This is a genomic window from Sorangiineae bacterium MSr11954 (assembly GCA_037157815.1).
Classification (GTDB): domain Bacteria; phylum Myxococcota_A; class Polyangia; order Polyangiales; family Polyangiaceae; genus Pendulispora; species Pendulispora albinea.
In genome coordinates this window covers 4,630,506-4,654,059 of sequence record CP089984.1, presented here as the reverse complement: position 1 = coordinate 4,654,059, position 23,554 = coordinate 4,630,506, and the positions used below count along the sequence as shown (strand labels likewise).

General features: G+C 64.7%; 17 protein-coding genes. 7 read left to right on the top strand and 10 right to left on the bottom strand.

The genetic code is table 11. The features are described from left to right. Window positions 1-9: 9 nt before the first annotated feature. The 3 genes from LZC94_18300 to LZC94_18290 all read right to left on the bottom strand — a co-directional run bounded on the left by LZC94_18300 (window position 10) and on the right by LZC94_18290 (window position 10,734). Window positions 10-6,948 (bottom strand): hypothetical protein, encoded by a 6,939-nt coding sequence (locus tag LZC94_18300; protein ID WXB19175.1) that lies wholly within the window; start codon window positions 6,946-6,948, stop codon window positions 10-12. A gap of 876 nt (window positions 6,949-7,824) precedes the next feature. Further along, a complete protein-coding gene (locus tag LZC94_18295) occupies window positions 7,825-9,249 on the bottom strand; it encodes a hypothetical protein (protein ID WXB19174.1) in 1,425 nt (474 codons plus the stop codon). Window positions 9,250-9,342: 93 nt separating this feature from the next. Continuing rightward, window positions 9,343-10,734 (bottom strand): hypothetical protein, encoded by a 1,392-nt coding sequence (locus tag LZC94_18290; protein ID WXB19173.1) that lies wholly within the window; start codon window positions 10,732-10,734, stop codon window positions 9,343-9,345. A gap of 614 nt (window positions 10,735-11,348) precedes the next feature. On the opposite strand from LZC94_18290, the gene LZC94_18285 reads away from it, so the two are divergent. Next, on the top strand, window positions 11,349-11,558 hold the full coding sequence (locus tag LZC94_18285; protein ID WXB19172.1) for a hypothetical protein: 210 nt from the start codon (window positions 11,349-11,351) through the stop codon (window positions 11,556-11,558). 147 nt (window positions 11,559-11,705) lie between these two features. On the opposite strand, the gene LZC94_18280 is transcribed toward LZC94_18285, so the two are convergent. The 3 genes from LZC94_18280 to LZC94_18270 are packed head-to-tail and all read right to left on the bottom strand — an operon-like array spanning window position 11,706 to window position 13,693. After that, entirely contained in the window at window positions 11,706-12,200 is a 495-nt protein-coding gene (locus LZC94_18280) for a transcriptional repressor (GenBank protein WXB19171.1), read from the bottom strand. A gap of 54 nt (window positions 12,201-12,254) precedes the next feature. Continuing rightward, on the bottom strand, window positions 12,255-12,842 hold the full coding sequence (locus LZC94_18275; GenBank protein ID WXB19170.1) for a 2-hydroxychromene-2-carboxylate isomerase: 588 nt from the start codon (window positions 12,840-12,842) through the stop codon (window positions 12,255-12,257). Beyond that, entirely contained in the window at window positions 12,839-13,693 is an 855-nt protein-coding gene (locus LZC94_18270) for a hypothetical protein (GenBank protein ID WXB19169.1), read from the bottom strand. Before LZC94_18270 ends, LZC94_18275 begins: the two co-directional genes overlap by 4 nt. A gap of 69 nt (window positions 13,694-13,762) precedes the next feature. Here LZC94_18270 and LZC94_18265 point away from each other — a divergent pair, with 69 nt between their 5' ends. After that, entirely contained in the window at window positions 13,763-14,770 is a 1,008-nt protein-coding gene (locus LZC94_18265) for a LysR substrate-binding domain-containing protein (GenBank protein WXB19168.1), read from the top strand. Here the strand turns inward: LZC94_18265 and LZC94_18260 are convergent. Further along, window positions 14,662-16,812 carry a M13 family metallopeptidase gene (locus LZC94_18260; protein WXB19167.1) on the bottom strand — a complete coding sequence of 717 codons (2,151 nt, stop codon included), beginning with the start codon at window positions 16,810-16,812 and terminating at the stop codon, window positions 14,662-14,664. The two genes, LZC94_18265 and LZC94_18260, sit on opposite strands and share 109 nt — an antisense overlap. A gap of 84 nt (window positions 16,813-16,896) precedes the next feature. On the opposite strand from LZC94_18260, the gene LZC94_18255 reads away from it, so the two are divergent. Next, on the top strand, window positions 16,897-17,547 hold the full coding sequence (locus tag LZC94_18255; GenBank protein ID WXB19166.1) for a hypothetical protein: 651 nt from the start codon (window positions 16,897-16,899) through the stop codon (window positions 17,545-17,547). On the opposite strand, the gene LZC94_18250 is transcribed toward LZC94_18255, so the two are convergent. The 3 genes from LZC94_18250 to LZC94_18240 form a co-directional block, all read right to left on the bottom strand. Continuing rightward, complete coding sequence (locus LZC94_18250) at window positions 17,544-17,852, bottom strand: hypothetical protein (protein ID WXB19165.1); 309 nt, start codon at window positions 17,850-17,852, stop codon at window positions 17,544-17,546. The two genes, LZC94_18255 and LZC94_18250, sit on opposite strands and share 4 nt — an antisense overlap. Then, window positions 17,852-20,224, bottom strand: coding sequence for a cation-translocating P-type ATPase (locus LZC94_18245; GenBank protein WXB19164.1), 2,373 nt, complete (start codon window positions 20,222-20,224; stop codon window positions 17,852-17,854). The genes LZC94_18250 and LZC94_18245 overlap by 1 nt, the downstream gene beginning before the upstream one ends. 144 nt (window positions 20,225-20,368) lie before the next feature. Beyond that, window positions 20,369-20,680: a GIY-YIG nuclease family protein gene (locus LZC94_18240; protein WXB19163.1), complete on the bottom strand. Its 312-nt coding sequence runs from the start codon at window positions 20,678-20,680 to the stop codon at window positions 20,369-20,371. Window positions 20,681-20,779: 99 nt separating this feature from the next. On the opposite strand from LZC94_18240, the gene LZC94_18235 reads away from it, so the two are divergent. The 4 genes from LZC94_18235 to LZC94_18220 all read left to right on the top strand — a co-directional run bounded on the left by LZC94_18235 (window position 20,780) and on the right by LZC94_18220 (window position 23,529). After that, window positions 20,780-21,643: a hypothetical protein gene (locus LZC94_18235; GenBank protein WXB19162.1), complete on the top strand. Its 864-nt coding sequence runs from the start codon at window positions 20,780-20,782 to the stop codon at window positions 21,641-21,643. 57 nt (window positions 21,644-21,700) lie between these two features. After that, complete coding sequence (locus LZC94_18230; protein ID WXB20208.1) at window positions 21,701-22,489, top strand: aminotransferase class I and II; 789 nt, start codon at window positions 21,701-21,703, stop codon at window positions 22,487-22,489. Further along, entirely contained in the window at window positions 22,467-22,865 is a 399-nt protein-coding gene (locus LZC94_18225; protein WXB19161.1) for a DUF3037 domain-containing protein, read from the top strand. The genes LZC94_18230 and LZC94_18225 overlap by 23 nt, the downstream gene beginning before the upstream one ends. 73 nt (window positions 22,866-22,938) lie before the next feature. Continuing rightward, on the top strand, window positions 22,939-23,529 hold the full coding sequence (locus LZC94_18220) for a cytochrome c-type biogenesis protein CcmH (GenBank protein ID WXB19160.1): 591 nt from the start codon (window positions 22,939-22,941) through the stop codon (window positions 23,527-23,529). Window positions 23,530-23,554: the final 25 nt, after the last annotated feature.

The following is a 23,554-nucleotide window of genomic DNA, read 5'->3' as shown; positions in this document are numbered from 1 at the left end:
GAACCCCGTTCAGGCCGTTCGCCGTACGGTTACCTCGATCGGCTGCTGCCCGTCATTGCAGGTAGTGACAAGAGTTCCCGCAGTGAAGCACAATCCACCCAGTACTGATTCTAGCGGGTTGTTATTGAGGCTTGCGGCGACTTTGGTGATCGTGCCGCCCGCGCCTACCGTCCACGGTGCTTTTGATGCACCCCACTGGGCAATGGACGTCCAAGAGTTGCCCGCCCAGGCCCAACCGCGCGCTGCGGTTTGAGCGACCGTCGAGAAGAATCCGGTCGTCGCCGTTGCTGCGACGACAGTGCTCTGAGCGACGGCTAGAACACCAGTTGCCGCAATAACTGTCGAGTGTTTGTTTACACCAGAGTTGAATTCGTCCGCGACTTGCGCCGCATAGCCCGTTCTCGTGGAGCCGCCAAACCAGGACGGCTCGATCCCAAGCCACGTCCCACCCGCGGGGCCGGACGTCGGCTGTCGCGGCACATAGGTGCGCCCTGCTCTGTAGCCAGAGCCGCCCCCATTCCCGCCATCGCTGCCGCCGTTCCCTCCGCCGCCGCCACCACCACCACCGCCACCGATAATGCCGGGCAGCGGGTTGAAGCCGCACCACCAGTAGTTCTCGTCGCACAGCCCCACGGGATCGGTGCGGTCGAGTGGCGAGCCGCCAACGTACGCGTACGGATTCATGTCCCCCATGGCCGCATGGACCGTCAACGGGTCAGCGCTCATCCATCGCGCGAGCGCGGGGCTGTAGTACCTTGCGCCGAAGTACGTCAAACCGACCGCGGTGTCCGATTCCTTTCCGGTGAACTGATACGGCTCGCGATGAGCGCCCCAACGCTCGGGACGATAGTCCGAGTCGACGGTGCCGTAAGGATGGTATTGAATGTTTTCAGCAAGCTCGCCCGTGTCGCGCTCAATGACCACGTTGGTGGAGCCGAGCTTGTCCCCCACGGTAAGAAACACGTGGCGTTTGAAGCCCGACATCGGGTTCTCGGGCAGCCCATCGTCGGTCATCATCACGTGAGCGAAGCCGCCGAGGTAGACGCTCTCCGTCGCAGCGTTTACCGAGTAGTCATCAGTGAATGGCGCGCTGTCTAAGCGCAGAGTGCCAAAGACTTCGACGGAATGGCGTTCAGCGGAAAGCCTTCCTTCCACCGACCGCACCACCCGTTGGCCTTGGCTGTACGCATAGCGCGTGGCAACATCGGGCCTTTGCCCCGGGATGTCCGGGTAGCGTGGCTCGTCTGCGGGCATTTCATGATAATCCCAACGTCTCGCGCGCGCCAGTTGGCCAAGCTCATCCCAATCGTACACGAAGTGGTGCGAGCACTTGTCGTGCTCGGCATGACATTCGCCGGTCCGTGGGACGAACATCTCAACAACGTTCCCTGCATCATCATAGGCTACTTGAACCCCCAGCGAGGATGATGTGAGCCGATCTGGATGAGCGCCCAACTTGCCATTCGTGATGGTGCCGAGCGAAGAACGGTCAAATACTGTCGAGTCGTTGTCGTTGATTGACGTTGTGTTACCCGAGAAGTCGTACGAAACGTTGAGTCCTGTCACGCGCTTGTCGCGGCTGAGCCGCGGTGCAATTGTAGAACGCGAATCGTCTTCCTCGTAGGCAAACGGAGATATCTGGACATCAACATCGTTTGGCGCACCGTACTTAACCGTTTCCGAGGTAAGTCGGTAGAGGTCGTCATAGGCCATTGTTTGCGACTTCGGTCGCGCGCCTGCCGGCCATTCATCGGGGTTGCGGCCGTCGACGATCGAAAGCGGGTTGCCGACGCCATCGTAGGTAAAGGACAGGTTCGCGAGTACTGGTTGAAACGTAAGTGGAGCACTGGCTTCTTTGCCCAGATACTTCGGCGGAACGTCGGCCGACCAAAGCGAGGGTGGAGGCCGCGAAATGGTATAGCTCTTCACGTCGTGATCGCCATATGTCGTCTGGGCGACAGTCTTTGCCGCATCGGCATAGGTGACCGCACTCGGTGTGCCGTCGACGTTGTACGTCATGGACGCGACAATCGGTCCGTAGCTGCTTCCGACCGAACGAAGAAAACCGCGCGCACTGTATGCGTAGAGAATGTTGCTCTGGCCGTTCTCGAGGAGTTCGTCAACGTCGGCGCCCGTACCTTCGCGAATGGGACGATCGGCAAGGTCGTAGCTGAACGTTTTCCGATAGACGTGTGACGTATACCGGCTGGGCGCCAAAGCACGGTCGTCATCGTCGGTGGCTGAGGCTTCGTCGACCTCGAGGGAGATTCCGAGCTCGTCCAATCCTCCGAAGTCACGATCGAAGGAACCGCCGCTTGACGCCGGACGTGTGACCTTGCGCGCGATTTCCTTCACCCGACCGCGGCCGTCGTAGCTGAAATGAGTGATCGCACCACGATCGGCAACGGCCGTGAGCTTGCCCTTGTAGGTGGGTGAATCCAAATAGCCGGGCACATCGTATTGATAGAGGACTTCCGCGCCCTCACCCGTGCTGAGGCGAACCGGGGTATACTTTTCATGGTGAGAGAGGCACGGGGAGTAATCTTCCGCGAGCGTCCGCCCCAAACCATCATAGAAAGTGTTCTTGCCGCATCCTCTTGCGTCGCTGGTGCCTACGATTCGTCCGGCGTCATCGTAAGCGTAACGCCACGCTCCCATTGCCGCCACGGCCGCGGTATCATGAGCATTCGCCGTGAAGTTCTTCGTCGTGTTCGGCTCGGCGTTCAGAACGAGACGTCCGAGCGAGTCGTATTGCATCCAGCGAACAACGCTCTCGCTGCCGAGGGAGTGGCTCTTTCGCATGCGCACAACTTGACCGACGGCGTTGTAGTCGTAGCTCGTGCTGACCATATCAAGCCCATTGGGCGTGTTGACGCGGTCCATCACCGCGACGATACGACCGTGGCCATCGTACTGGACCGTTCGAGGCGTACTTTGATGAGGGCTGCTCGGGGTACGGTCCTCGGTGTCCCAAATGTCGACGGAAAGTGCATAGAAAGAATTCCAAATGCTCCGGCCCCGGTCATCAGCGTCGTGGACTCGACCGATGCCGTCGATGGTCGCACCCACGTCCCGAGCGCGAGTTGGATACGAGAAGCTTAGCTGCGCAGGGTCGTCGGAACGCGGGTAGGGGCGCCACCCATGTGACGGTCTTCCGAACAGATATTTCGTTGCACCTTGGACAATCCATGGGGCAGCATCTCCCGCTTCCGGGTCCGCCTGGACTATCGATGCGATGGTCTTGCCGAAGCCATCGACGTACTGCCAAGCCGTCATCCATTGACCATTCCCGGTTGGGACCTTGACGGATACGCCCGAGACGCTTCCCCCGGACGGTACGCTGTAGGAGAAGATCGACGCTGCGGTCGAAAGCATTCCCACGTTGTCGGGATCTGGATCGATAGTCGTCGCGACGCGTCCAAAGCTGTCGTAGTCGATTTGCGATCGCGTGCCATCCGCGTGATGCAGCAGATGCGGACGGTCAAACCGGACATCGTGGATCGTCGTGTCGCTCAGGGACGCACCGCTGCACCCCTTTATGTACCGCGTCGTCGTATCCGGAAGATGCCCATAGTCCTTGTCATACTTTTGCGTAGTACAAGCTGTGTTGGCTGCACTATACATCTGGCCCACGTTGCCCAGCGAATCGTAGTGAATGTGGGTCAGGAGGACTTGGCCATCCACGGACGCATTCGGCGGATCGGGTGCGATACGCGCGTCGCTCTCGTGAAAGCGCTTCAACGGCAACGTCCCCGAAAGAGTCCCCTTCACATCGGTTACCTCGCCCATAGTGTTGTAGGTAAACGATATCGTCCGGCCAGGATCGGCAGGCAGGCCCGGCCGGTTGCCAAATCCCTTAGTCGTCTTCGAGCTCGGCCCGAAGACGTAAAGGTCAGGGTTGCCAACGAATCCCATACCCGCATATATCGTTTCGATCACCGGATCGATCGGCGAATAGTCGTCCTTGACCCGGCCGCGATCGCGCGTGGCGACGACGTTTCCATAGTTGTCTTGATCCTGCTCCACAAGCAGGTGTTGCCGTCCGACCTCCGACGAAAGCGTGATACCAACCTTTGGCACCCGAACATCCGCGACGAGCTCCGCGTCGAATGATACAGCATGTGGCTGATAATTCGTCGCGTCATACAAAAAGGTATCGACTCGATCTGGATAAGCGAAACTGATGTCTCGTTCCGAAGTCGGTTCTTTATAGAGACGCGCAACTTTGTAATGTGTTGTTGTTGTCGAGTGTGGGCGATCCGCGCCCCAATAGACATCGACTTGATACGGCGCTCCGGTAAGGGGTTTCTCGAAATCTGCGTCGCTTGTTTCGCGGCAAGCGCCTGCATTGGGTTGGCACCGGCCGAAATAGTATTTCGTGAGAATAGTAAGATTCGGTACTTCGTGAACCTTCACTTCGCGAAAGCCAAGTAGTCTTGCTTCCCAGGCATCATAAGCTGGATCGCGATAGGAATATTTGGTCTCGGTGGTGTCGCCGGGAGATACGCCGCCGCCGGTTTGTTGCTGGACAACCTTCGTCACCACGTGCATGGGGACAGGCGAATGCGAATTCCAGGGCTTCGAATCCTTCTTCGCTTGAGCGTCGAGCTGTTGCACGCTTTGGTAGGTAAATTCAGTGATCCCCCCGACGCCGTTTTTGATCGTCGTCAGAAGGCCGGGGTACTGCTGGTAGTGTTCGACCATATCGACGGCGCGGTGACCTGCTGCATCGCCCGGCTCGATGAAGATCGCATCGGTCGTTCCGCTGCCGTTGATGTCTCCAAGCGCGACGCGGACAAAGCCGGTGAACGGAGCCACGTCGGGGTCGACCTCGTGGAAGCTTCGGCCGTCGTCGTTTCTCCAAATTCTGAGGTAGGTGAACGGTGGATGCTGCTCGACCTGCATGATGTCGGCAAGACCATCCATGTCGACGTCTTCGATCAGGGTGGGCCTTTCCGGCACTCCCGTGAAGAGAGGGGCAGAGGTGAGCTCAATCCAGGGGCTCGGACATGTGGGGACGCTGCCGCCACCGTTGTAGCATTGGGGGATTGTCGTCTTGCACCCTTCAGCCGCGGGGTTGCAGGCAAACTTTCCAGTGGCGTCCCCCGGGAAGTAGATGAACGTATTTGGTGAAGGGGTGTTGGGATCGACGCCGCGGAGTTGTGTGACCTGCGCGCGAATCGTCACGAAGTCGGTGACACCATCGCCGTTCATGTCCGCGAAGGTATAGAACGGAACTTGCGGATTGTAGTTCAGTGCGATGTTATTCGTTTTGATCGCGTTGCTCGCCGGCATCTCATCAGGATCTTGCGGGCTTTTGAAGCGGTCGAATAGACGTACTTTGGCCTCGGGAACCTCGCGTGCCTCACCGGTCGCGGGATCGATGACGCTGACGAGCGAGTACTCGTAGGCGTCCGGAGTCCCATTACTGTCGACGTCGCCGATTGTTACGATTGAATTGGGAAGCGTCGTGGGAGGCGACGAAGTCGACAAACTCCACCGCTGGCGAGGGTCTCCCGAAATCTGGAAGGGGATGAGCCGCATGCGGTTGACCTGGTACCCTGGTTGTGGCGTTTGCTGCCATTGGGCCCAGTGCAAAGTCGTTAGATTAGTAAGGTCCGTGGGCTGGAGAATTGTGAGGTCGCCCGACGTTGCCAGGACCTTCGGATTCGGCGTGTGTAGCGGCTGCTCGTCGATGAACGTATTTCCGTTCAGCAGTGTGCTGGTAACGAATACTTTCCCATTGCCGCCTTGCCCCGGGGCAGGCTGCTGGACGATGTCTAACGATCCATCTCGGTTGACATCAGCGAAACCGACATTTTGGAGCGATGGAAAAAGTGGTCCCGAGGTTGGCGGGGTGTCGTATCCTGGGCCGACCATATGTGATGGTCCAAAGAATGGCGTAGAGTCGCCGTACTCAAAGGTCGTAGGTGGTAGCCTAGGGCAATTCGTTGGGGGCGCTTCGTATGGTGCGGCTGGGCTCTCCTCGGCCAACGTGCACGCACCTTCTTCCTGTATTGACGTGAGGTAGGAATGGCGCAGACGAGTTTCATACGTGAAGTGATAGCGACGAACGATGGCCCGTGGCTTTGCGCCATTGTGGCCGTTACTGGCGACGTCGATGCGCTTGATGCGCATGGCGGGCTTTCGCTTCCATGCGGGCGCGTAGGGCAGCTTTGCCGGGTCGAGTGCACCAGGGTCGTTCGGTTCGTAGATGATGCGCGTGTGGTGGGCGTACTTGCCGTAGTCACCGGGAGCGCTGAGGCTGGGCGTATCGAATATGTCCGTGAGTACGGGCACCTCCCCGTCCTTGGGTAACGGCGTGTACTGATATGTAACTTTGTTACATGATCCAGATTCGCAATGATTGTCTGATTCTTCAGTTAATCTGTGACGCCCCGCGAAGGAGGAATGAAATTTAAGCGTGCGTCCATCCGTTGCTTGCGCGGTGCGGCCGAAGAACCGCAAATGACTTGAGTCATCTTGAAGGCGATAATAGGATGAACCCATTGCCCAGGACGGAAGCTGCTCGACCGTACCGTCGAGCATGGTCATAGTCGGAGAGGCTACCTGGCCGACAAAGACGAGAGGCTTTCCTTGGAAGTACTCCCGCGTGCCTTTAGTAGGGTCTCCGCCTTGCAGCGCCCTCGATTCGATCGACGGGATATCGAATCCCCAGCCAACGCCAGCTTCGCGCACGTCGCCCACGGCTGCTGTAGAGGTGTAGGTCAACCTTAGCAGAGGCTGGGCCTTTCCTCTGGCCGACGGGAGGTTGAACGTATAGGAAGCTTGGGCGGCGCCGGTTGGGTCGGCCCAGCCGCGGGCGGCGTCACCGAACGTACCCGTACCACCGCTGTTTGACGGGACGATGACTTGATCGGCGCCAGCGACAAACGGAATAAGGAGGAAGAGGGCAACGAGCCCGAGCCATGAAAGGGGGATCGGCATCCACCGCTTATGGGATCCGGGTGCCTCGTCCCGAAAGGACGCTATCGGCATGATCGCTCCATTTGTTGTGTGGCTTCAACGCACCTTGCCTTTAAGGTTTCACGTGAGGCTTCTCCGGCTTTGGCGGATCGAAGCATCGAATTTCTCGCCGCTGCGAGGTTGCTCGCGATTTGGTCCGCGGGCATTTGCGTTTTCTTTAAACAATTTTCGTATGCCGTAATGTAGGCATCGCATGTTTCGATGCCGGTTTGCTCGGTATCGCGACGAGAACCGCACGCGCAAAGAGCAACAAGGAGAAGCAATCCCACACACAAGAATCGGAGCGGCCCTGCGCGTCCACCGCGCCGGTCACGATTCGCGGGAATCGATATTCTCAGAGAGGCAACAAGATGTGAGAACAACAAGAATGCGGCATCTACCGCACAAGCCAATCGAGACATCACTCTATCCCCACCAAAGCAGAACCTGCGTTGCACTCGCCTGTTACCCGATGTGGTGACCAGATGTGCAACGCTAAGCGACGCGAAGAAAGCGCGTGGCGGCCCGTCCATTCTCATAGGTGGATAATTTTCACAAGGCAAAATCCCCCATTCTATACGACATTGCTGCATGTTGTCGAGACGGCATGTTGTCGCTCGGAGTTTGAGGGCATCTGTTTTTCCATCGGGCGCCGATCGGTAAGCGTTGTGGGCTTAAAAAGGAAAACGCCCACCTCGCGATGTGCGAGATGGGCGCCGGGGTGTGACAGTTCGTTTAGAGAGCGCTACCCGTCGTTGGCTCCCGGAAGCGTACATCGGCGCGACTGGCGCGGCGCCGCTCCGGAAGACGGAACGGCGCCTCGCGCGGCGCGATCACGGCGAGCTCGCGGCGGCGCGATCACGGTGGTGGCGACAAGGGGGGCAGCTTCGGCATCAACCGCGAGAGCCAGGCGATGACCTGGAGCCCCTTCACCTCGAAGGTGTTGTTGTTCAAGGTGCCGCCCCGCAGGTCGAAGAAAGCGAAGGAAGCGGCGTTGGCGAGGTTTTGGCGGTCTTCTTGGGACCAGTTGGCGGTGATTTTGAGATCGCGGATCACGATGAACGAGGTGGTGATCAGCGGGAACATCCCCGGGTTGGCTTCCGCTGCGCCGGTCGAGTACTCCCCGCCCGGGGTGTCGAACATCCACCAATTTTTCGTGTTGAGCAGCGCCAGCTTGAACCAAGGGCGCTCGATGGTCACGCGGCAGAACTTGAACGAGATGTGGAAGCCGTCGGTGGTCGGGGATGGCGGCTTGGCCACCAATTGCTTGTCGAGGGTCGTCTTGAGCGCGTAGCGCTGCGCCAGATTTTTGACGCCGAGATCCGTCTTGATGGGGTCGATGCGGTTGACGTCGAGGGCCGCGCGCGCCAGCACGCTGGTGGGCGGCGCCGCACGCACGAACAATTTCTTCGCCGGCACGGAGGTCACCGGCACGCCGGCGGTGCCCACCTTCGACCCGATCGCACCCGTGGCCATCGGGGTCGCAACATGGAGCGATGCCGCCGTCGCCGCGGACGACGAGGCGACGGGGGTCGCCATCGACATGGCCACCGGCGCCGCCACCGATGCGGTAACCGGCTTCGCGACCACCGGCGCAGCCACCACCGGCGCAGCCACCACCGGCGCAGCCGCGATCCCCGGCTTGAGCACCGCCCCCTTGGTCGCGGTTTGCAGCTTCGACTTGAGCACGGGCACGTCGGCGGCGGCCGGCTTCATGCGCCAGGTGCTCGTCTTGGCCAGCTCGAGCCCCCCCGCCTTCACGAAGGGGGACGTGGGGGGCGCCGGCTTTACGTCCGACTGGGTCAAGGTCACGCTGGCCCACCCCGCCGCCGCGGCCTCGTCGTACCAATTGCTCGGGGTGGCGCTGCAGGGATAGTAGAAGCCGTTGGGATCGTCGTGGAGGCCGCGGCGGGCTTGGGTGAGCTCGAACTTCGCGTCGGAGAAGAGACGGTAGATGGGGTTGGCCGCCACGGTCTCGACGGTCGCGCCCATGGGGATGGCGCTGGTGAGGACGATTTCGTAGAGATCGTCGACGTCGAATCCCGAGTTCTCGAAGCGCAATTTGTTGAACGATGGTTCGATGTTCGCCAATTGCGAGAACGACTCCTTGGCCACCTCCGGATCGTAAGGGCCATTCGGCGAATCCGCGCGCTTGAAGTCCGCGGGGCTCAGCGCATATCCTGGCCACGCCATTTGCAAATAGCTCGTCGCGCTGGTCTCGGCGTTCAGGATTTTGGCCAGCTCGTCGTAAACTGCCGTGATGAAATCCGTGGTGTTCGCCATGGGGGCCTTCCTCGTCCTTCGTAGAGAGCATGCAAAGCAGGTGGCGCGCGGCGGCGCTCCGAGACGGCGGCGCCGCCGCGACGCGGATCGCCGTCAGGCCCCCGGGCAGTAGGGGACGACTTGGCTGATGACGCCGATGATCTGAACGCCCGGAACGGTGATTTTCCCGCCCGCGAAGGCGGCCGCGTAGGTCTCCTTGGACTTGGAGCTCGCGTAGGTGCCGCCGATGGAGAACGGACCGATGGAGAAGCCGCCGCCGCCGGTGGTCTTGCTCTTGATCAAATCGTAATCGGATTTGGACCAATTGGCGGAGATGACCACGTCCTTCACCACCACGAACGAGGTGGGGATCAAGGGCAGGACCGACTCGTTCTGACCGGCCTTGGCCCCATTGGAGACGCGCCCTTTGGCGTACAGGTTGCCGAGGCTCCAGCCTTTGGTGCCGAGCAGATTGAATGTCAGCCACGGCCGGCGAATGGTCACCAGGGTGTAGCTGAAACTGATCCGCAAACTGTCGGTCTCCGAGCTCGCATGTTGATGCTGCGTCGAGTGACCGGCCGAGCCCCCGATGCTGAAGATACCGAGGCTGAACCCCGCCGAGCCGCCGAACGACTTGTAGTCGGAGGTGTTGCTGGTCGCCACGCTCCCCGATGCGGAGTCGTAGGAGGTCCACCCGGTGGAGCTGGTGCTGTGCCAGTTGGTGGGGAGCAGCGCGCTGCGTTGAACGGGGGTCGACATGCCGGTGCCCGAGTCGTCGAGCGCCACGCCGTAGCCTTCGAACGTCTTTTTGGCCTGATCCCAGGCCTTTTGCAGGGCATTTTGCGTGGACGTATTGATGATGGCCATCGCCTGCTCGACCTTGTCGGCGCCGGCCGAGCGCCAGCGATCGTAGGCCTGCTTCACCGGGAGCTGCAGCGAGGTGGCGATGAGCGGCCAGGTGTTCTTGCCGGCGGCGGTCTTCTGCGCTTCGAGATACGCCCCGACATACGCGACGCGCGCTGCATTGTACGCGGCCACGTTATCGAGGAAGTCGCGGTACAATTGGGACTCGATGCGCTTGGGGGTGGTCGCGCCGGTGTCGGGATCGATGGTGTCGACGGTGCGGTAGAGGACCGCGTCGGCATCGGCCAGTTGCTTTTCGATCTGCGGGTTCGGCTTCTCGGCCGGGATGCTCACGCCGTCCAGGATCTGTTTGTAAACCTGGCTGATCGTCACATTGCTCAAGGTGTAGAGGGACGCCATGCGGGGGGCGACGTCGGCCAGGGCGGCGGTGTTGACCGCGGCCTCTTGGCTCCCCGCGGTGTTCCCGGGGGTCCAGGGGTTTCGGTAGTCCTTCGAGTTGATGGCCAGACCCGGCTTCATCAGCGATAGGACGGTCGACGACGCGCTCATGACCGGCTTGCCGCCCGGCTCCGCGCTCGTAACCGAGCTGAAAATGCTGTCGTAGATGCCCTGAATGAGCTTCTGCACATCGTCGTTCGTCATCGCATGCACCCCTTTCGGTTCGTCGCGGATTGCGCGTGGGGGTGCGTCCGACTTACGGATACGGCGCGTCCCCCCAGATTCCCATCATGGGGCGTCCGAACGAGCACGCATGTCGTCCCCTTGGACGACGCCCGTGCATGCGCGCATCAGCTGTTCGCTCGATCTCGGAAATGACGTCGACGAATCTTTGGGAGCCGCGCCCGAAGCCCGCAATGGTGAACCCACCTCCCCTGCCCGCCCGTGATTTCATCGATTGGTTCGAGGGATCGCCTCGTTTGGAGCAAACCAAAAGGCGCGGCCATCGATATCGAAGAAGCGCTTGCGCGCCCATTCGCGCGATGCCCGCAATCGGCACCGCCGGGATGCCGGGGAGGTCGCGATCGATGCTCCATCTTCCATTGGGAAAGCGTCGACCCGTTATGTCCAGGGAGCCCTGCAATGTCACATCGTTGCGCGGTACTGGCGTAAACCCAATCCGCTACGCGAACGCCAATCGCGCCGCCGATTCCCATGGTGTAGCGGTTCACATCGAGCGGCTCGAATGGCCCCGGCTCCAGCAGAGTGCTCTGCAGCTCCTTATCGAAGCCCATGGCGAAGGCGCGGAGGGCGGCGCGATGCCCAGCCCCATCCCGGCGGATGGAGATGCCTTGCGTTCGCACCAGCACCGCCCCATGTCCGCCATTTACTCGTTGCTCCGCCGCATTTCGACCGCGGTCACCGCCTCCGCCGAGCGCGCGAGCCGCCAGGAGGAGCGCTCCCTACCGCACCGTCACCTCCGCCGCAGCCAAGGGCTCTTGCCCGCTCGTTTTCCACCGTACCGATGACCACGAGGTACATCCGAACCGCGAGCACGCTCCTCCTCCGAAAATCGCGCCTGCGCCGTCCTCGCATCGACGCAAGCGTTTGGAGCACACCCCGGCGCGAATGCCGCCACGAATGAGGCGCGCCGGCCGCACCCGACGACGGACCGATCACTTGCCGCCGGACTTTTTACGGCATTTGGGGCAGCGCCCGAGGAGCTCGTGGACGTGGCCGGTGAGCTCGTAACCGTATTGTTGGGCGATGTCGCGTTGAAGCGCCTCGAGCGCCTCGTAGTGGAACTCGATCACGTCGCCGCACTTGGTGCAGACGAGATGGTCGTGGTGCGGGCGCTCGAACGCCGCCTCGTAGCGTTGTTCATCGCCCGAGGACATCAGCGCAGGCTGGGCGATGCCGGCTTCCACGAGCAACGGCATCGCTCTGTAAACGGTTGCCAGCGCCGCGTCGCGCACCCCGTGCTCTTGCAGAACACGCGCGAGCTCTTGAACATGAAAGTGGCCATCATATTCGAGAACGGCCCTGACGATGGCCTCGCGAACCGCGGTCATACGGAGATCGCGGGCATAAAGCACTTCGCGGAAGCGCTCCAGCGCCCGAGCGACGCGCTCCTCGGAGGCGTGATGATGGCTTCGCGATGCTGCAGACACGCTCTCATCTATCTAACGCGCGAACCATATGGGTCAAGATGCTTGGCGCGCGCGCTACGCTTCCCCGAGCGAGGCGAGCGCATCCTCCAAGCGATCGTTGCCCCAGTACATCTCTTGTTTCACAAAGAACATCGGCGCCCCGAAAATGCCCAGCGCCTTGGCCTTCTCGGTCTGCGCCCTGAGCTGCGATCGCTGCTCGGCGCTCTGGGCCTCGCGCAGAATCTCGGCCGCGGGCAGCTGCAGCGCATCGAGCACCGCGCGGACCGACTCCTCCGCGTCGATGTCGTCATCGGCCGCGAAGTTCTTCAGCATGACGGCCTTGCAGAAGGCCCCGATCCAAGGCTTTTCGGCCGCATAGAGCGCCACCCGCGTGGGCAGCACCGCGCGCCGCGGGAACACCGTGGGCTGCTTCCAGGCGAGGCCGTACTTTTTGCATTGCCGAACCATGTCCTTCCAGACGTAGGCGCCTTTTTCCTTTTGCAGCACGAACGGCGAGGTCTCCCAGCCGAACGACGCGAAGATGGGGCCCAGAAGAAAGGGCTGCCACCGAATGGCCACCCCCGCGCGGCGGGCGAGCTCCTCGATGCGCATCACGCTCAAATAGCTGTAGTTGCTTCCGAGCTCGAACCAGAAGTCGATCATGCGTACACCAAAAGGCAGCGCACCTCCATGCTCTCGCGCGGCGGATGGTCGGGCGGCGTCTCCGGGTGATCGAAGGCCGCGTGCGGCGTGAAGCGCGCCACCTCGCCCGCCTCGGAGTCGTATTGCTTGAAGACCAGGATCTCGTCGCGCTGCATGGCTGGAAAATACCACCACCGGTGCTCGGCGCTGTGCACGGCGGTGTAGATTTCGCCGGTTCGCTTGCGGTAGCGAAGCTCGGTGGGGACCAGGTCCGTTGGCGCCACCGTGCGCGGATCGCAGAGGGCGAGCGGCGTGTCGAGCACCGGGTGCTGCGCGATCGAGCGCCATAGGTTGACGATGGCGTAGCGCTTCACCGCCGCTTCTTTTTCCGGGTCTTGCAGCACCATCCCCAGGCGCCTTTGGCCCGACGTCTCCGTGTAGTCGTTGTGCACCCGGCCCGTGGCGCTCGGGTACTTCAGGCCCTCGCGCACGCCAAAGAGCAACGGTGGACGGTCCGGCTCGCGCTTGCGCACCACGTGATCGAAGACGTGCACCTCCCGGGCGCCGGTGACCGCCAAGGCCACGGCCGCCATTTCGGGGTACGCCACCCGCCGGACCTCCTCGTCGTCGAGAAAATCGCGCACGGCGGTGGGCGCGCTCCGGAGCTCGAAGCCGTTGCGGTCGATGGAGAGCTCGGACGGCGGCAGGCACCGCGCGTCGCGCACGGCGATCGTACGTGGCTCGTACGCGTGCCGCGAGAGGACCGCGCCCTCGGGCGGTGGGTAAAGGTATTCGACGGGACGCTCCGATGTCGGAAGGAGGTAACTGACGACGCCCTCGGTGTCGGGGCGCCCAACTGAACTTCGCGTCATGGTTGCAATCTGCGCCTTGCAGCCATCGTTTCAATCGATCTTTTCGAGGGGTTCGCATACCAATACGGAATGTCAGGACGCCTGCTCGATCTGCCGCCGCTCGATCTGGTCCGGAGCTTCGTCGCCGTCGGGCGGTGCATGAGCATCACCCTCGCGGCCGAGGAGCTCTGCGTGACGCAATCGGCGGTGAGCCGTCAGGTGCGCGCGCTCGAGGAGTTTCTAGGCTGCCCGCTGTTCGTGCGCGGCCACCGCAGCATCGCCTTCACCGAGGAGGGCCAGCGGTTCTTTCGCACGGCCGACATCGGGCTCGAGCAGCTGGGCGACGCGGTGGCCGCGCTTCGGCCCGCGCGCGGGGAGCACGCGGTGGCGCTCACCACCACCATCGGGGTCATGTCGCTCTGGATCCTCCCGCGCATCGGCGCCTTCCAGGCCGCGCACCCCGATGTGGAGCTCCGCTTGGTCACCGCCACGCGCCTGGTCGATCTCGAGCGCGAGCCCATCGATCTGGCCATCCGCTACCACGCGGACGCGGAGCCGCCGCCGTCGGCCGTCCGCCTCTTTGGCGAGGAGCTGGTGCCCGCGGCGCACCCTTCGCTGCGCATCGAGGAGCTGGAGGAGCGCGACCAGCTCGGCAAGCAGGTGCTGCTCGAGTTCGACGATCCTTCGCACCCCGAGCTCTCGTGGTCCCGCTGGCTGTCGGCGCGGGGCCTCGGTCCCGTCAAGAAGCTGGGCCCGGGGCGGGTTCTGCGCTTCAACCAGTACGACCAAGTCGTGCACGCCGCGCTGGCGGGGCATGGGGTGGCGCTGGGCCGGCTGGCCCTGATCGAGCCGCTCTTGCGCGATGGACGGCTCGCGCGCGCCACCCGGTCACCGCCCGTGCCCGTGGCCTATGGCTACTGGCTCCTGGCGCGCACCCGGCCCATCAGCCGTCACGCCGGGGTGGTGCGCGCGTGGATCCTGGCCGAGGCTCACCAGACGCGGACCCGCGCGTTGGGCGCGAGGAAGAGCGGATCGGAGGGTGCCACGTCGAAGGCCGAGTACCAAGCGTCCAAGTTGCGGACGGTGAGGGTGCGGTAGCGCGCGGGGGCGTGCCCGTCGGTGGTGAGGATCATGCGAAGGAGCGGCTCGCGCATCTTGGTCTGCCACTTCTGCGCGAAGGCGAGGAAGAACTGCTGCTCGCCCGAGAGCCCGCCGGAGACGGGCGCGGGCGCGCCGCCCAGCGAGGCGCGCCAGCCGTCGAAGGCGGCCGAGAGCCCCGCCAGATCGGCGATGTTTTCGCTCAAGGTGAGCTTTCCATCGACCGCCGCGTCGGGGAAAGGCTTGTAGGTGCTGAACTGCGCGGCCAGCGCGGCGGCGGCCGCGTCGAACTGCGCGCGATCGGCCGGGGTCCACCAGTCGACGAAGCGGCCCTTGGCGTCGAACTTCGAGCCCTCGTTGTCGAAGGAGTGGCTGATCTCGTGCCCGAAGGTCAAGCCGACCGCTCCATAGTTGGCGGCGGCCGTGGCCTTGGGATCGAAGTAGGGCGGGCCCAGGGACGCCGCCGGAATGTTGAGCGCGTTGCGCACCGGCAGGTTCACGGCGTTGACGATGTTCACCGGCATCGCCCACTCCCCGCGATCCACGGGCTTGCCGAGCTTCTGCAGGTTGCGCTTGTACTCGAAGAGCTCCGCCCGCTCGAAGTTCCCCAGCGCGTCCCCACGCACCACGTTGAACCCGGACTCGTCGCGCCAGACGTCGGGGTAGCCGATGCCGACCTTCAAGGTCGCGAGCTTTTCCTTGGCCTTGACCTTGGTCGCCGGCGTCATCCACGTGAGCGAGTCGATCCGGCGCCCGAAGGCGCCCACGATCTCGTTCACCATGGCCATCACCGCTTGCTTCGTCTCCGGCGGGAAATGGCGCTCGACGTACACCTTGCCCACCGAGTCGGGGAGCCACTTGGTCGTCAGATCGGCCGCCACCCGGGCGCGCGGGGGAAGCGCCTGCGAGCCGCGCAGCTCCTTGCCGTAAAAGCCGAAGTTGGCCTCCACGAACGCCTTGGGCAAGAAGCGCGTGACGTGATCGATGGCGCGGGCCGTGAGGTAATCCCGCCACACATCCAGGGGCTCGCTCTTGGCCAGCGCGGCGATGCCGCTCACCGCGCGCGGATGCCAAACGATGAAGCCCGCCGGCGCCTCCAGCCCCGCCGCGGCAAAGAAGGCGTTCCAGTCGAGGCCCTTGGCCTTGGCGGCGAAGTCGGCGCGCGTCCAGGGGTTGTTTCCCTTGGAGACATCGCCGGACTCCGTGCGCGTGGCGTGCACGGAGGCGAGCTTCTTTTCGAGCTCGAACGCGCGCGCGGCCTTGGCGTCGGGGCCTTTGACCCCGGCCAGCCGGAGGATGGTCGCGAGGTAGCGCACATAGGCCAGCCGCGCCGCTTGCATGCGCGGGGTCTCGTCCAGGTAATAGCTTCGATCGGGCATCCCCAGGCCGCCTTGAAGGAGGTACGGCGCGTAGCGGGAGGGATCGTTCAAGTCCTGCTCGACGAAGAGCCCGAGCAGATGATCCGTGTGCAAATTGGTGTTGTTGAGCGGATCGACGTCGGCCCGCAAGGAGGCGCCGAGGTAGCTCGCCAGGGCGCGCGCGTCCTTGATCTTGGCCACCCGCTCCAGGAGGGGCGCGAGCGGCGCGACGCCGCGCGACTCGATGGTCACCTCGTCCAGGTAGCTCGCGTAATGATCGCCGATGCGCTGCGCGATGGATCCAGCCGGTGCGCCCGCGTGGGCCGCCTCTTCGAGCAGGGCGCGGGTGCGCTGCTCCACTTCTTGCGTCACGCGAAGGGAGGTCCCCGTCGTATTGCGATCGGGCGGAATTTCCGTTTTGGCGTACCAGCTGCCATTGGCGAACAGGAAAAAGTCCGCGCCGGGTCTTACGGACCGATCCATGGCCTCGAGGTCGATGGAGTGCGCCGCCGGGGCGGGCGCGACGGGCGCAGGGGGCGCGGGCGGCGGCGCAGGGGGCGCGTCCGTGGCCACCGGCGCCGTCTGCGCGGGCGGGGCATCGGCGCCGCCGCACCCGGCGAGTCCTGCAAGGAGTGTAAGAAGAAGCGACGAAAAACGCACGGGGCGGTGACGAAGGCGCAACACAGCGGCACGATAGCGCATCCTCGCTCCGGCTGGCCATCGGCTTGTTTTTCCAACGCGACGCTCCCACGATCGGCGAAGGACGGCATGCGAATCACCTCCCTTCTCGCCACCCCTCCCGTGCCACGATTGACGCCGGAGGGCGTCTTCGACGCCTTTGGCTGGTGCACGAGCGACACCCTCGAGTGGTCGCGGCCGAGCGGGCGCGCCTTCGATGCGACCACCCCGCTGGATGGCTCCGATCCCGCGCGCATGGTCTTCGTCTTTCGCCGCCCGGTCGATTTTCTTCCGCGCGAGCTCGCCAAGCTCCACGCGTTTGGCCTGGGCCTCGAGGAGGAGTGGGCGCTCGCGCCCTACGCCATCGACGACGCCACCGACGAGCTCTTCACGTACAACGTCCGCCCGCGCGACGTCTTATGGCTCGCCGCCGACAACCTCAACGCCCTGTTCTGGGGGCTGCACGACTGGTCGCACTTCCACAACCACGGCCCCTTCGAGGAGCGCGCCTGGACCGAGCTGCAGTGCGACGGCGCCGCCCTCTCGTGGATCTGGCTCAATCGAGCGGCCATCGGCATCGACGACGTCGCTTTTGGCACCATCCACGCGAGCGTCCAGCGCGGCATCGTCGCCCGCTTCGAGGCGGAGGGAAAGCCGCTCTCCCCCGCCCTCCTCGCCGCGCTCTCCCCCGAGGCCATCGCCGATTGGTCGCTGCGCATAGGCGTACGGGAAATGCACTAATGCGCGCGCCCCGAGGGCCCGTCTTCGTCCTTGACGGAGATGCGGCCGCGCGCGGTGGCCATCCAGTCCCCGGCGTTCTCGGCCAGCTCCTCCGCCTGGGCGGTGAGCCGCTCGAGCAACTTGTCCACCTCGGGCCGCGCGCGCTCCAACCACTTGCGGATGGCGGGCGCCGCCACCACCCCGAGGACCACGCCCACGCCCACGTATTGGAGCTTGGTCCCCAGCGCGATGGACTCGGCATCCGCGTTGGCGGCGCCGTTCGCGCCCTTGGACCCGTTTCGCTTCTTCTTTTTCTTTTTCCCCATCACGCATCTCCAAGTCCAAGGTCGGTGCGCGACGCGCCGGCCGTTTTCTTTTGCAGCGCGAACGAGTTGAGGACGACGGCGATCGTGCTCAAATTGTGCACGATGGCCGCCGTGAACGGCGAGAGGCGGCCCAGCGCCCCGAACCCCAGCCCGACCAGGTTCACCCCGATCGAGGCGCCGAAGTTCTCGTGGATGGTGCGAAGCGCATTTTTGGCGATGCCCAGCGCCTCGGGCACCAGGAACAAATCGTTGCGCGCCAGGGTCACGTCGGCCGTCTCGATGGCCAGATCGCAGCGCCCTTCGCCCATGGCGATGCTCACATCGGCGTGGGCCAGCGCCTGCGCGTCGTTGATGCCGTCGCCCACCATGGCCACCCGGTAGCCCTCGGCCCGCAGCCGGTCGATGAGCCCGAACTTGTCCTGCGGGAGCATCTCGGCGTGCACCTCCTCGATCCCGAGCTCCGCCGCCACGTACTGGGCCGGCGCCGCGCGATCGCCGGTGGCCAAAAGGATGCGCTTTACACCTAATTTTCGCACCAGCTCGATCGCGGCCAGCGCCTCCGGCCGCACCGCATCGGCCACCCCGAACGTGGCCGCATCATGGCCATCGAGCGCCAGGTGCACCAGCGACTGCGCCGCTTGAATGGCCGGATCCGGCTGCGCATCGATCGCCGGCATCGCCACCCCTGCCCGCTCGAGGAAGGCGCGGCTTCCAATCTGCACCCGCACCCCATCGACCATGCCCTCCACGCCAAAGCCCGGGTGCGGCCGATAGTCGACCACGTGCCCCGGCGTAAGGCCGCGCTTGCGCGCCTCCTTGACGATGGCCAGCGCCAGCGGGTGCGTCGCGTGACGCTCCACGGCCGCGGCCAGGCGGATGCACTCGCTCTCCCCGCGCGCCCTCCCGATCTCCGACAAGGTGAGCGCCGTCATGGATGGTGCACCGACGGTGAGGGTCCCCGTCTTGTCGAGCACCAGCGCATCCACGTGGGCCGCGCCCTCCAGGTGCACGCCTCCTTTAATGAGAATACCGCGCTTGGCGGCGCCGCCAATGCTCGCAAAGACCGCCGTGGGCGTGGCCAGCCCCGCCGCGCAAGGACAGGCGATGACCAGCATGGTGATGGCCTTCGTCCAGTTGCGGGTGATCAGCAAGGTGAGCCCCGCGAGCCCAAGTGAAATCGGAACGAAGCGCGACGCAAAGCGGTTGCCGATGGCCTCGATGGGCGCGCGCTTCTCCTGCAGATCCTGCACCGCCGCGACCATGCGGGCGATGAGCGTCTCGTGCACCAGGCTCGTCACCTCCACGTCGAGCTCCCCGGACTCCACGATGGATCCGGCGTAGACGGTGTCGCCCGCGCGCTTCTCCTTGGGGAGCGCCTCGCCCGTGAGGAAGCTCTCCTGCACCAGCGCTTGCCCGGCCACGATCTTTCCGTCGAGCGGCACCTTCTCGAAGTGGAAAATGCGGACCACGTCGCCCTTCTCGAGCGCCTCCACCGGCACCTGCCGGAGGGCCGGCTTTTTCCCGGGCGAGCTCGCGGGCGAGAGCCTCCAGGCCTCGGGCGGCGCCAGATCCATGAAATCGGCGATGGCCAGGCGCGAGCGGCGAAGTGTGATCTCCTCCAGGAGCCGCCCGAGCTGGATCAACCATATGACGCTGAGCCCCGTGAGGCTCTCGCGCAAAAGCAAGGTGGCCGCGACGGCGATGGCGATGAGCGTATCGTCGGTGGGCTTGCCGCGCGCGGCCGATTTGGCGCCGCTCTTGAAGATGGGATAACCGCTCACGATGGTGAGCAGCATGCCCAGATCGGTCAGGGGGCCCCCGCGCCCGCTCCCCAACACGGGCACCCCGCGCAGCCGGCGCGAGACCAGCCAGGCCAGGACCGCCCCCACGGCGCTGAGCCGCAGCGTCTCTTTGCGCACGCCTTCGTCGCTGCCGAGGTGCGGGTGCGCGTGGCCATGCTCGTCGTCGTGATCGTGAGCGTGCCCATGATCGCGGTGCGCATCGTGCGCGGGATCGTGCCCGTTGCCGTCGTGGATGTGCCCCGCGATCGCGTGCCGGTGATCGCCCAGATCGCACTCGCCGTGCACCCGCCAGAACTCCCGCACCCCGCGGCAAATGGCCTCGGCCACCTCGACCTTGTCGGCGCGCGACGGGTTGTAGAAGACCAGCGCCGTGCGGGTGCGCGAGCTGTAGCTGGCGAGGCGCACGGACGCGATGCGCTGGAGCTCGCGGCGGATGGCGTCGCGCAGGAACGCGTCGCCTTTGAAGTCGAGACGAAAACGAATGCGCCCGGGTACGAACGCCTTCACCGAGATCCGCGCCAGCAGCTCGTCGAGTGATGCGGCACCGAGCGACGTGGCGGCGCGCGACATGATCATCCATCAGGAGAGCAACGGACACGGTGGGAGTCAATAGAATGAACCCAAGCGCCACCGCAGTACGTGCCTCCCGACTGAGCGGGGGCGATCAATTCAAATCACGAACCATGGATGGATGGACCGCTAAATCGATATGCATCACGGGGCGCGTCGCAAGCGCCGCTGCGCCCGGGTGCACGCGCGCGCGAAGGACGCCAGCTTGGGTGGCGATGCGATGAGCTCGAGCTTGCGGTCGCGCGGGAGCGCCTTCAACGCGAGCTCCAGCCGAAGCGCATTACCATGGCTCGCGCACCGGCGCGTGGCCAGCACCTCGAGCGGTCCACGCCCGCGCGTGTAGCGAGCCCCCGTCCCGGCGTCGTGGGCGGCGATGCGCGCGGCCACGTCGCGCGCGATTCCGATGTACAGCGTTCGGTCGGCGCAGCGCGCGACATAGACGAACCAAAAAGCCACGGCGGGAGCCTACCCGGACTCGGCCGCTTTTTTCATGCTGGCGTGTTACCTTTTTGCGCGCCAAACCGGAGGAGAGTGCGTCCTAACGTCATACAGCCCATGATTGCGTCCCGGTTTTCCCTCGCATGCTCGTTCGGCCTCGCCCTGGCGCTCCCCGCGTGCGGGGGCAAAAACCGCGACCACGGCCAGGGGGGCGCGGGCCTCGATACCACGACGGGGCTCGAAACCTTGGGCATCATCAACATCACCCATGTGCCCAGCACCCCGGCCGGCACCTCTTTCTACGTCGTCCAGGCGGCCTTCTCGGACCACTACGAGAGCACGTCGGACGTGGAGTGCACCTACCGGGAGGAGGCCCACTGCACGATCCAGGCGTGCACGGACAACCGCACCGCGCCGTTTCGAGCGAAGCCAGCCGGAAAGCTCACCATCGGCGGCGGGCTCTTTGGCACCCCGGGGATCGAGGTCGAGCCCGACTCCGATCATGCCTATGTGGACGTCGGCTCCATCAAGCCCTGGGAGCCGGGGCAAATGCTGATCGCCCGGGGCGGCGGCGACGAGATTCCATCCTTCGAGGTATCGGTGCCGGCCCCCGGGACCTTTACGCTCATGGCCCCGGCCATTCCCCCGGAGGACGCGCTCCCCATTTCGCGCTCCGCGCCCTTGCCGCTCCAATGGTCCGCCGAGCCGCTCGATCGGGTGGTGATCATCACCTCGTCGGAGAAGACCTCGAATGCCAACCCCCTGGTCACGGCGACCTGCAGATTTGCAGCCTCCGAGACATCGGGAGGCATTCCTGCATCCGTCCTCGCCGTGCTGCCCCCGGGACCGGCCACCTTCGACGCCGCCGTGACCAACATCGGCGTGAGCCAGGTGGCCAATCGGGCGGTCCTGTTCGTGGCGACGGAGCTGGCCCATGCCGCCGGGGGCGGGCCCGCGCATGCCTCCGCGAGGGTGGAGTAACGTCGCGCGCGCGCATCGCCGGGGGAATTGCTATGGTGTGGACGAGGAAACGAGGCCATCGTGCGCACCGTTCGAGCCATTCGTTACGTCTTACCGTTCCGGGAGGGCGGGTCCGTTCCCGCCCTGATCGAGGGCGATGATCTGGGGCTTTATGTGGTCAAGCTCCGCGGCGCCAGCCAGGGCACCAAGGTGCTCGTCGCCGAGCTGATCGCCGGCGAGCTCGCCCGCGCCTTGGGGCTTCACGTCCCGGAGCTGGTGCTCGTCGAGCTGGATCGCGCGCTGGCGTCGAGCGAGCCCGATCCGGAGATCTGCCGTCCGCTGGAGGCGAGCGCCGGCTTGAACCTGGGCCTCGACTACCTGCCGGGCAGCATCACCTTCGATCCGGTCGCGGGCCCTCGGCCCGATGCCACCATCGCCTCGCGGGTGGTCCTGTTCGATGCGTTCGTGGCCAACGTCGATCGCACGCCGCGCAATCCGAACTTGCTCGCGTGGCACGCGCGCCTTTGGCTCATCGACCACGGTGCGTCGCTCTACTTTCACCACGGCTGGAGCCCGGCCGACGTCTTGGACGGCGCCTCCGATCCCTTTGCCGAGGTGCGCCAGCACGTGCTTCTGCGCTGGGCGTCGGCGTTGGAGCCGGCCGCCGCGCACCTCCAGGCCACGATCACGGGATCGCTCATCGCGGAGATCGTGGCGCGCATCCCCAACGATTGGCTCGGCGAGGAGCATGGGTTCCCCGACCAGCCAACGCACCGCGCGGCCTACGCCGCGTGGCTCCAGGCCCGCGTGCAAAACATCCCCGCGCTGCTCGAGGAGGCGAAGAATGGCCGAGCGCTGTTCGTTTGACTACGCCGTCGTGCGGGTGGTGCCGCGGGTCGAGCGCCAGGAGTTCATCAACGCGGGCGTGCTCCTCTTTTGCGCCGAGCGCCATTTTCTGAGCGCCCGCATCGACCTGGACGAGCATCTGCTGCTGACCCTGTCGCCCGCGGCGGAGCCCGACATCGTGCGCCGTCATCTCGAGGCCATTCCCAGCATTTGCGCGGGGGGTCCCAAGGGGGGTCCCATCGGGGAGCTGCCGCTGCGCGAGCGATGGCATTGGCTGGTGGCGCCGCGCAGCACCATCCTGCAGATGTCGCCCCCGCATACGGGCCTGACCGACGCGCCCGAGGCCGCCTTGGATCGGCTCTTCGAGAAGCTGGTGGCGCGCCGATCCCCGAGGTAGAAACGGCGCCCCTCGGCGGGTGCGACGACGTGACGCACTGGTCGGCTGAAAATTCTCCACTAGGCATGAGCGGATGTCGCCCACCGCCATCGCCCGATCCTCGAACCGCGGCACCCTGAAGCGGTGGCTCACCGCGCTGCTCGGCGCGAGCCTTGCGATCGCGGGGGCCGCGGCGCCGGCCTTCGCCCAAGAATCGAGCGGCGAGCCCCACGCGCATACCGCCACCGGCGATCCCCACGCGCACGCCGCCCCTGGTGAGGCCATCCTCGAGGGCCGGTTGATCGCACCGTGCTGCTGGACGCAAACCCTCGACATGCACGAGTCCCCGCTCGCCACCGAGCTCCGCGCCGAGATCCGAGAGCGCCTCGGCCGCGGCGAGCTCTCGGAGGCCATCGAGGACGATCTCGCGGCCCGCTTCGGCGAGCGCATTCGCGCCGTCCCCAAGACCGGTCGCGATCCGCGGGCCGCCATCTCCATCGGCGGCAGCCTCGTCATGTTGGTGAGCGCCATCGGCGTGCTGTGGCTCGTTCGCGGATGGACGCGGCGCCAGCCAGGCGGCAAGCTCCCCTTCGGCCCGCGCCCCGCCGCCGCCGCCGCTACGACCGCCGCACGCGACGAGTACGACGATCGCCTCGAGGACGAGCTCCGCCGATTGGACGCGTGATCGCGCGCAGCACGCCACGCCGTCC

Excerpts from the sequence above, each read along its gene's own strand:
- LZC94_18270 (WXB19169.1), bottom strand. The coding sequence starts at position 13,693 with ATGACGCGAAGTTCAGTTGGGCGCCCCGACACCGAGGGCGTCGTCAGT.
- LZC94_18300 (WXB19175.1), bottom strand. The coding sequence starts at position 6,948 with ATGCCGATCCCCCTTTCATGGCTCGGGCTCGTTGCCCTCTTCCTCCTT.
- LZC94_18275 (WXB19170.1), bottom strand. The coding sequence starts at position 12,842 with ATGATCGACTTCTGGTTCGAGCTCGGAAGCAACTACAGCTATTTGAGC.
- LZC94_18255 (WXB19166.1), top strand. The coding sequence starts at position 16,897 with ATGCGAATCACCTCCCTTCTCGCCACCCCTCCCGTGCCACGATTGACG.
- LZC94_18245 (WXB19164.1), bottom strand. The coding sequence starts at position 20,224 with ATGTCGCGCGCCGCCACGTCGCTCGGTGCCGCATCACTCGACGAGCTG.
- LZC94_18290 (WXB19173.1), bottom strand. The coding sequence starts at position 10,734 with ATGACGAACGACGATGTGCAGAAGCTCATTCAGGGCATCTACGACAGC.
- LZC94_18225 (WXB19161.1), top strand. The coding sequence starts at position 22,467 with ATGGCCGAGCGCTGTTCGTTTGACTACGCCGTCGTGCGGGTGGTGCCG.
- LZC94_18250 (WXB19165.1), bottom strand. The coding sequence starts at position 17,852 with ATGGGGAAAAAGAAAAAGAAGAAGCGAAACGGGTCCAAGGGCGCGAAC.
- LZC94_18265 (WXB19168.1), top strand. The coding sequence starts at position 13,763 with ATGTCAGGACGCCTGCTCGATCTGCCGCCGCTCGATCTGGTCCGGAGC.
- LZC94_18285 (WXB19172.1), top strand. The coding sequence starts at position 11,349 with ATGCCCAGCCCCATCCCGGCGGATGGAGATGCCTTGCGTTCGCACCAG.
- LZC94_18235 (WXB19162.1), top strand. The coding sequence starts at position 20,780 with ATGATTGCGTCCCGGTTTTCCCTCGCATGCTCGTTCGGCCTCGCCCTG.
- LZC94_18295 (WXB19174.1), bottom strand. The coding sequence starts at position 9,249 with ATGGCGAACACCACGGATTTCATCACGGCAGTTTACGACGAGCTGGCC.
- LZC94_18220 (WXB19160.1), top strand. The coding sequence starts at position 22,939 with ATGTCGCCCACCGCCATCGCCCGATCCTCGAACCGCGGCACCCTGAAG.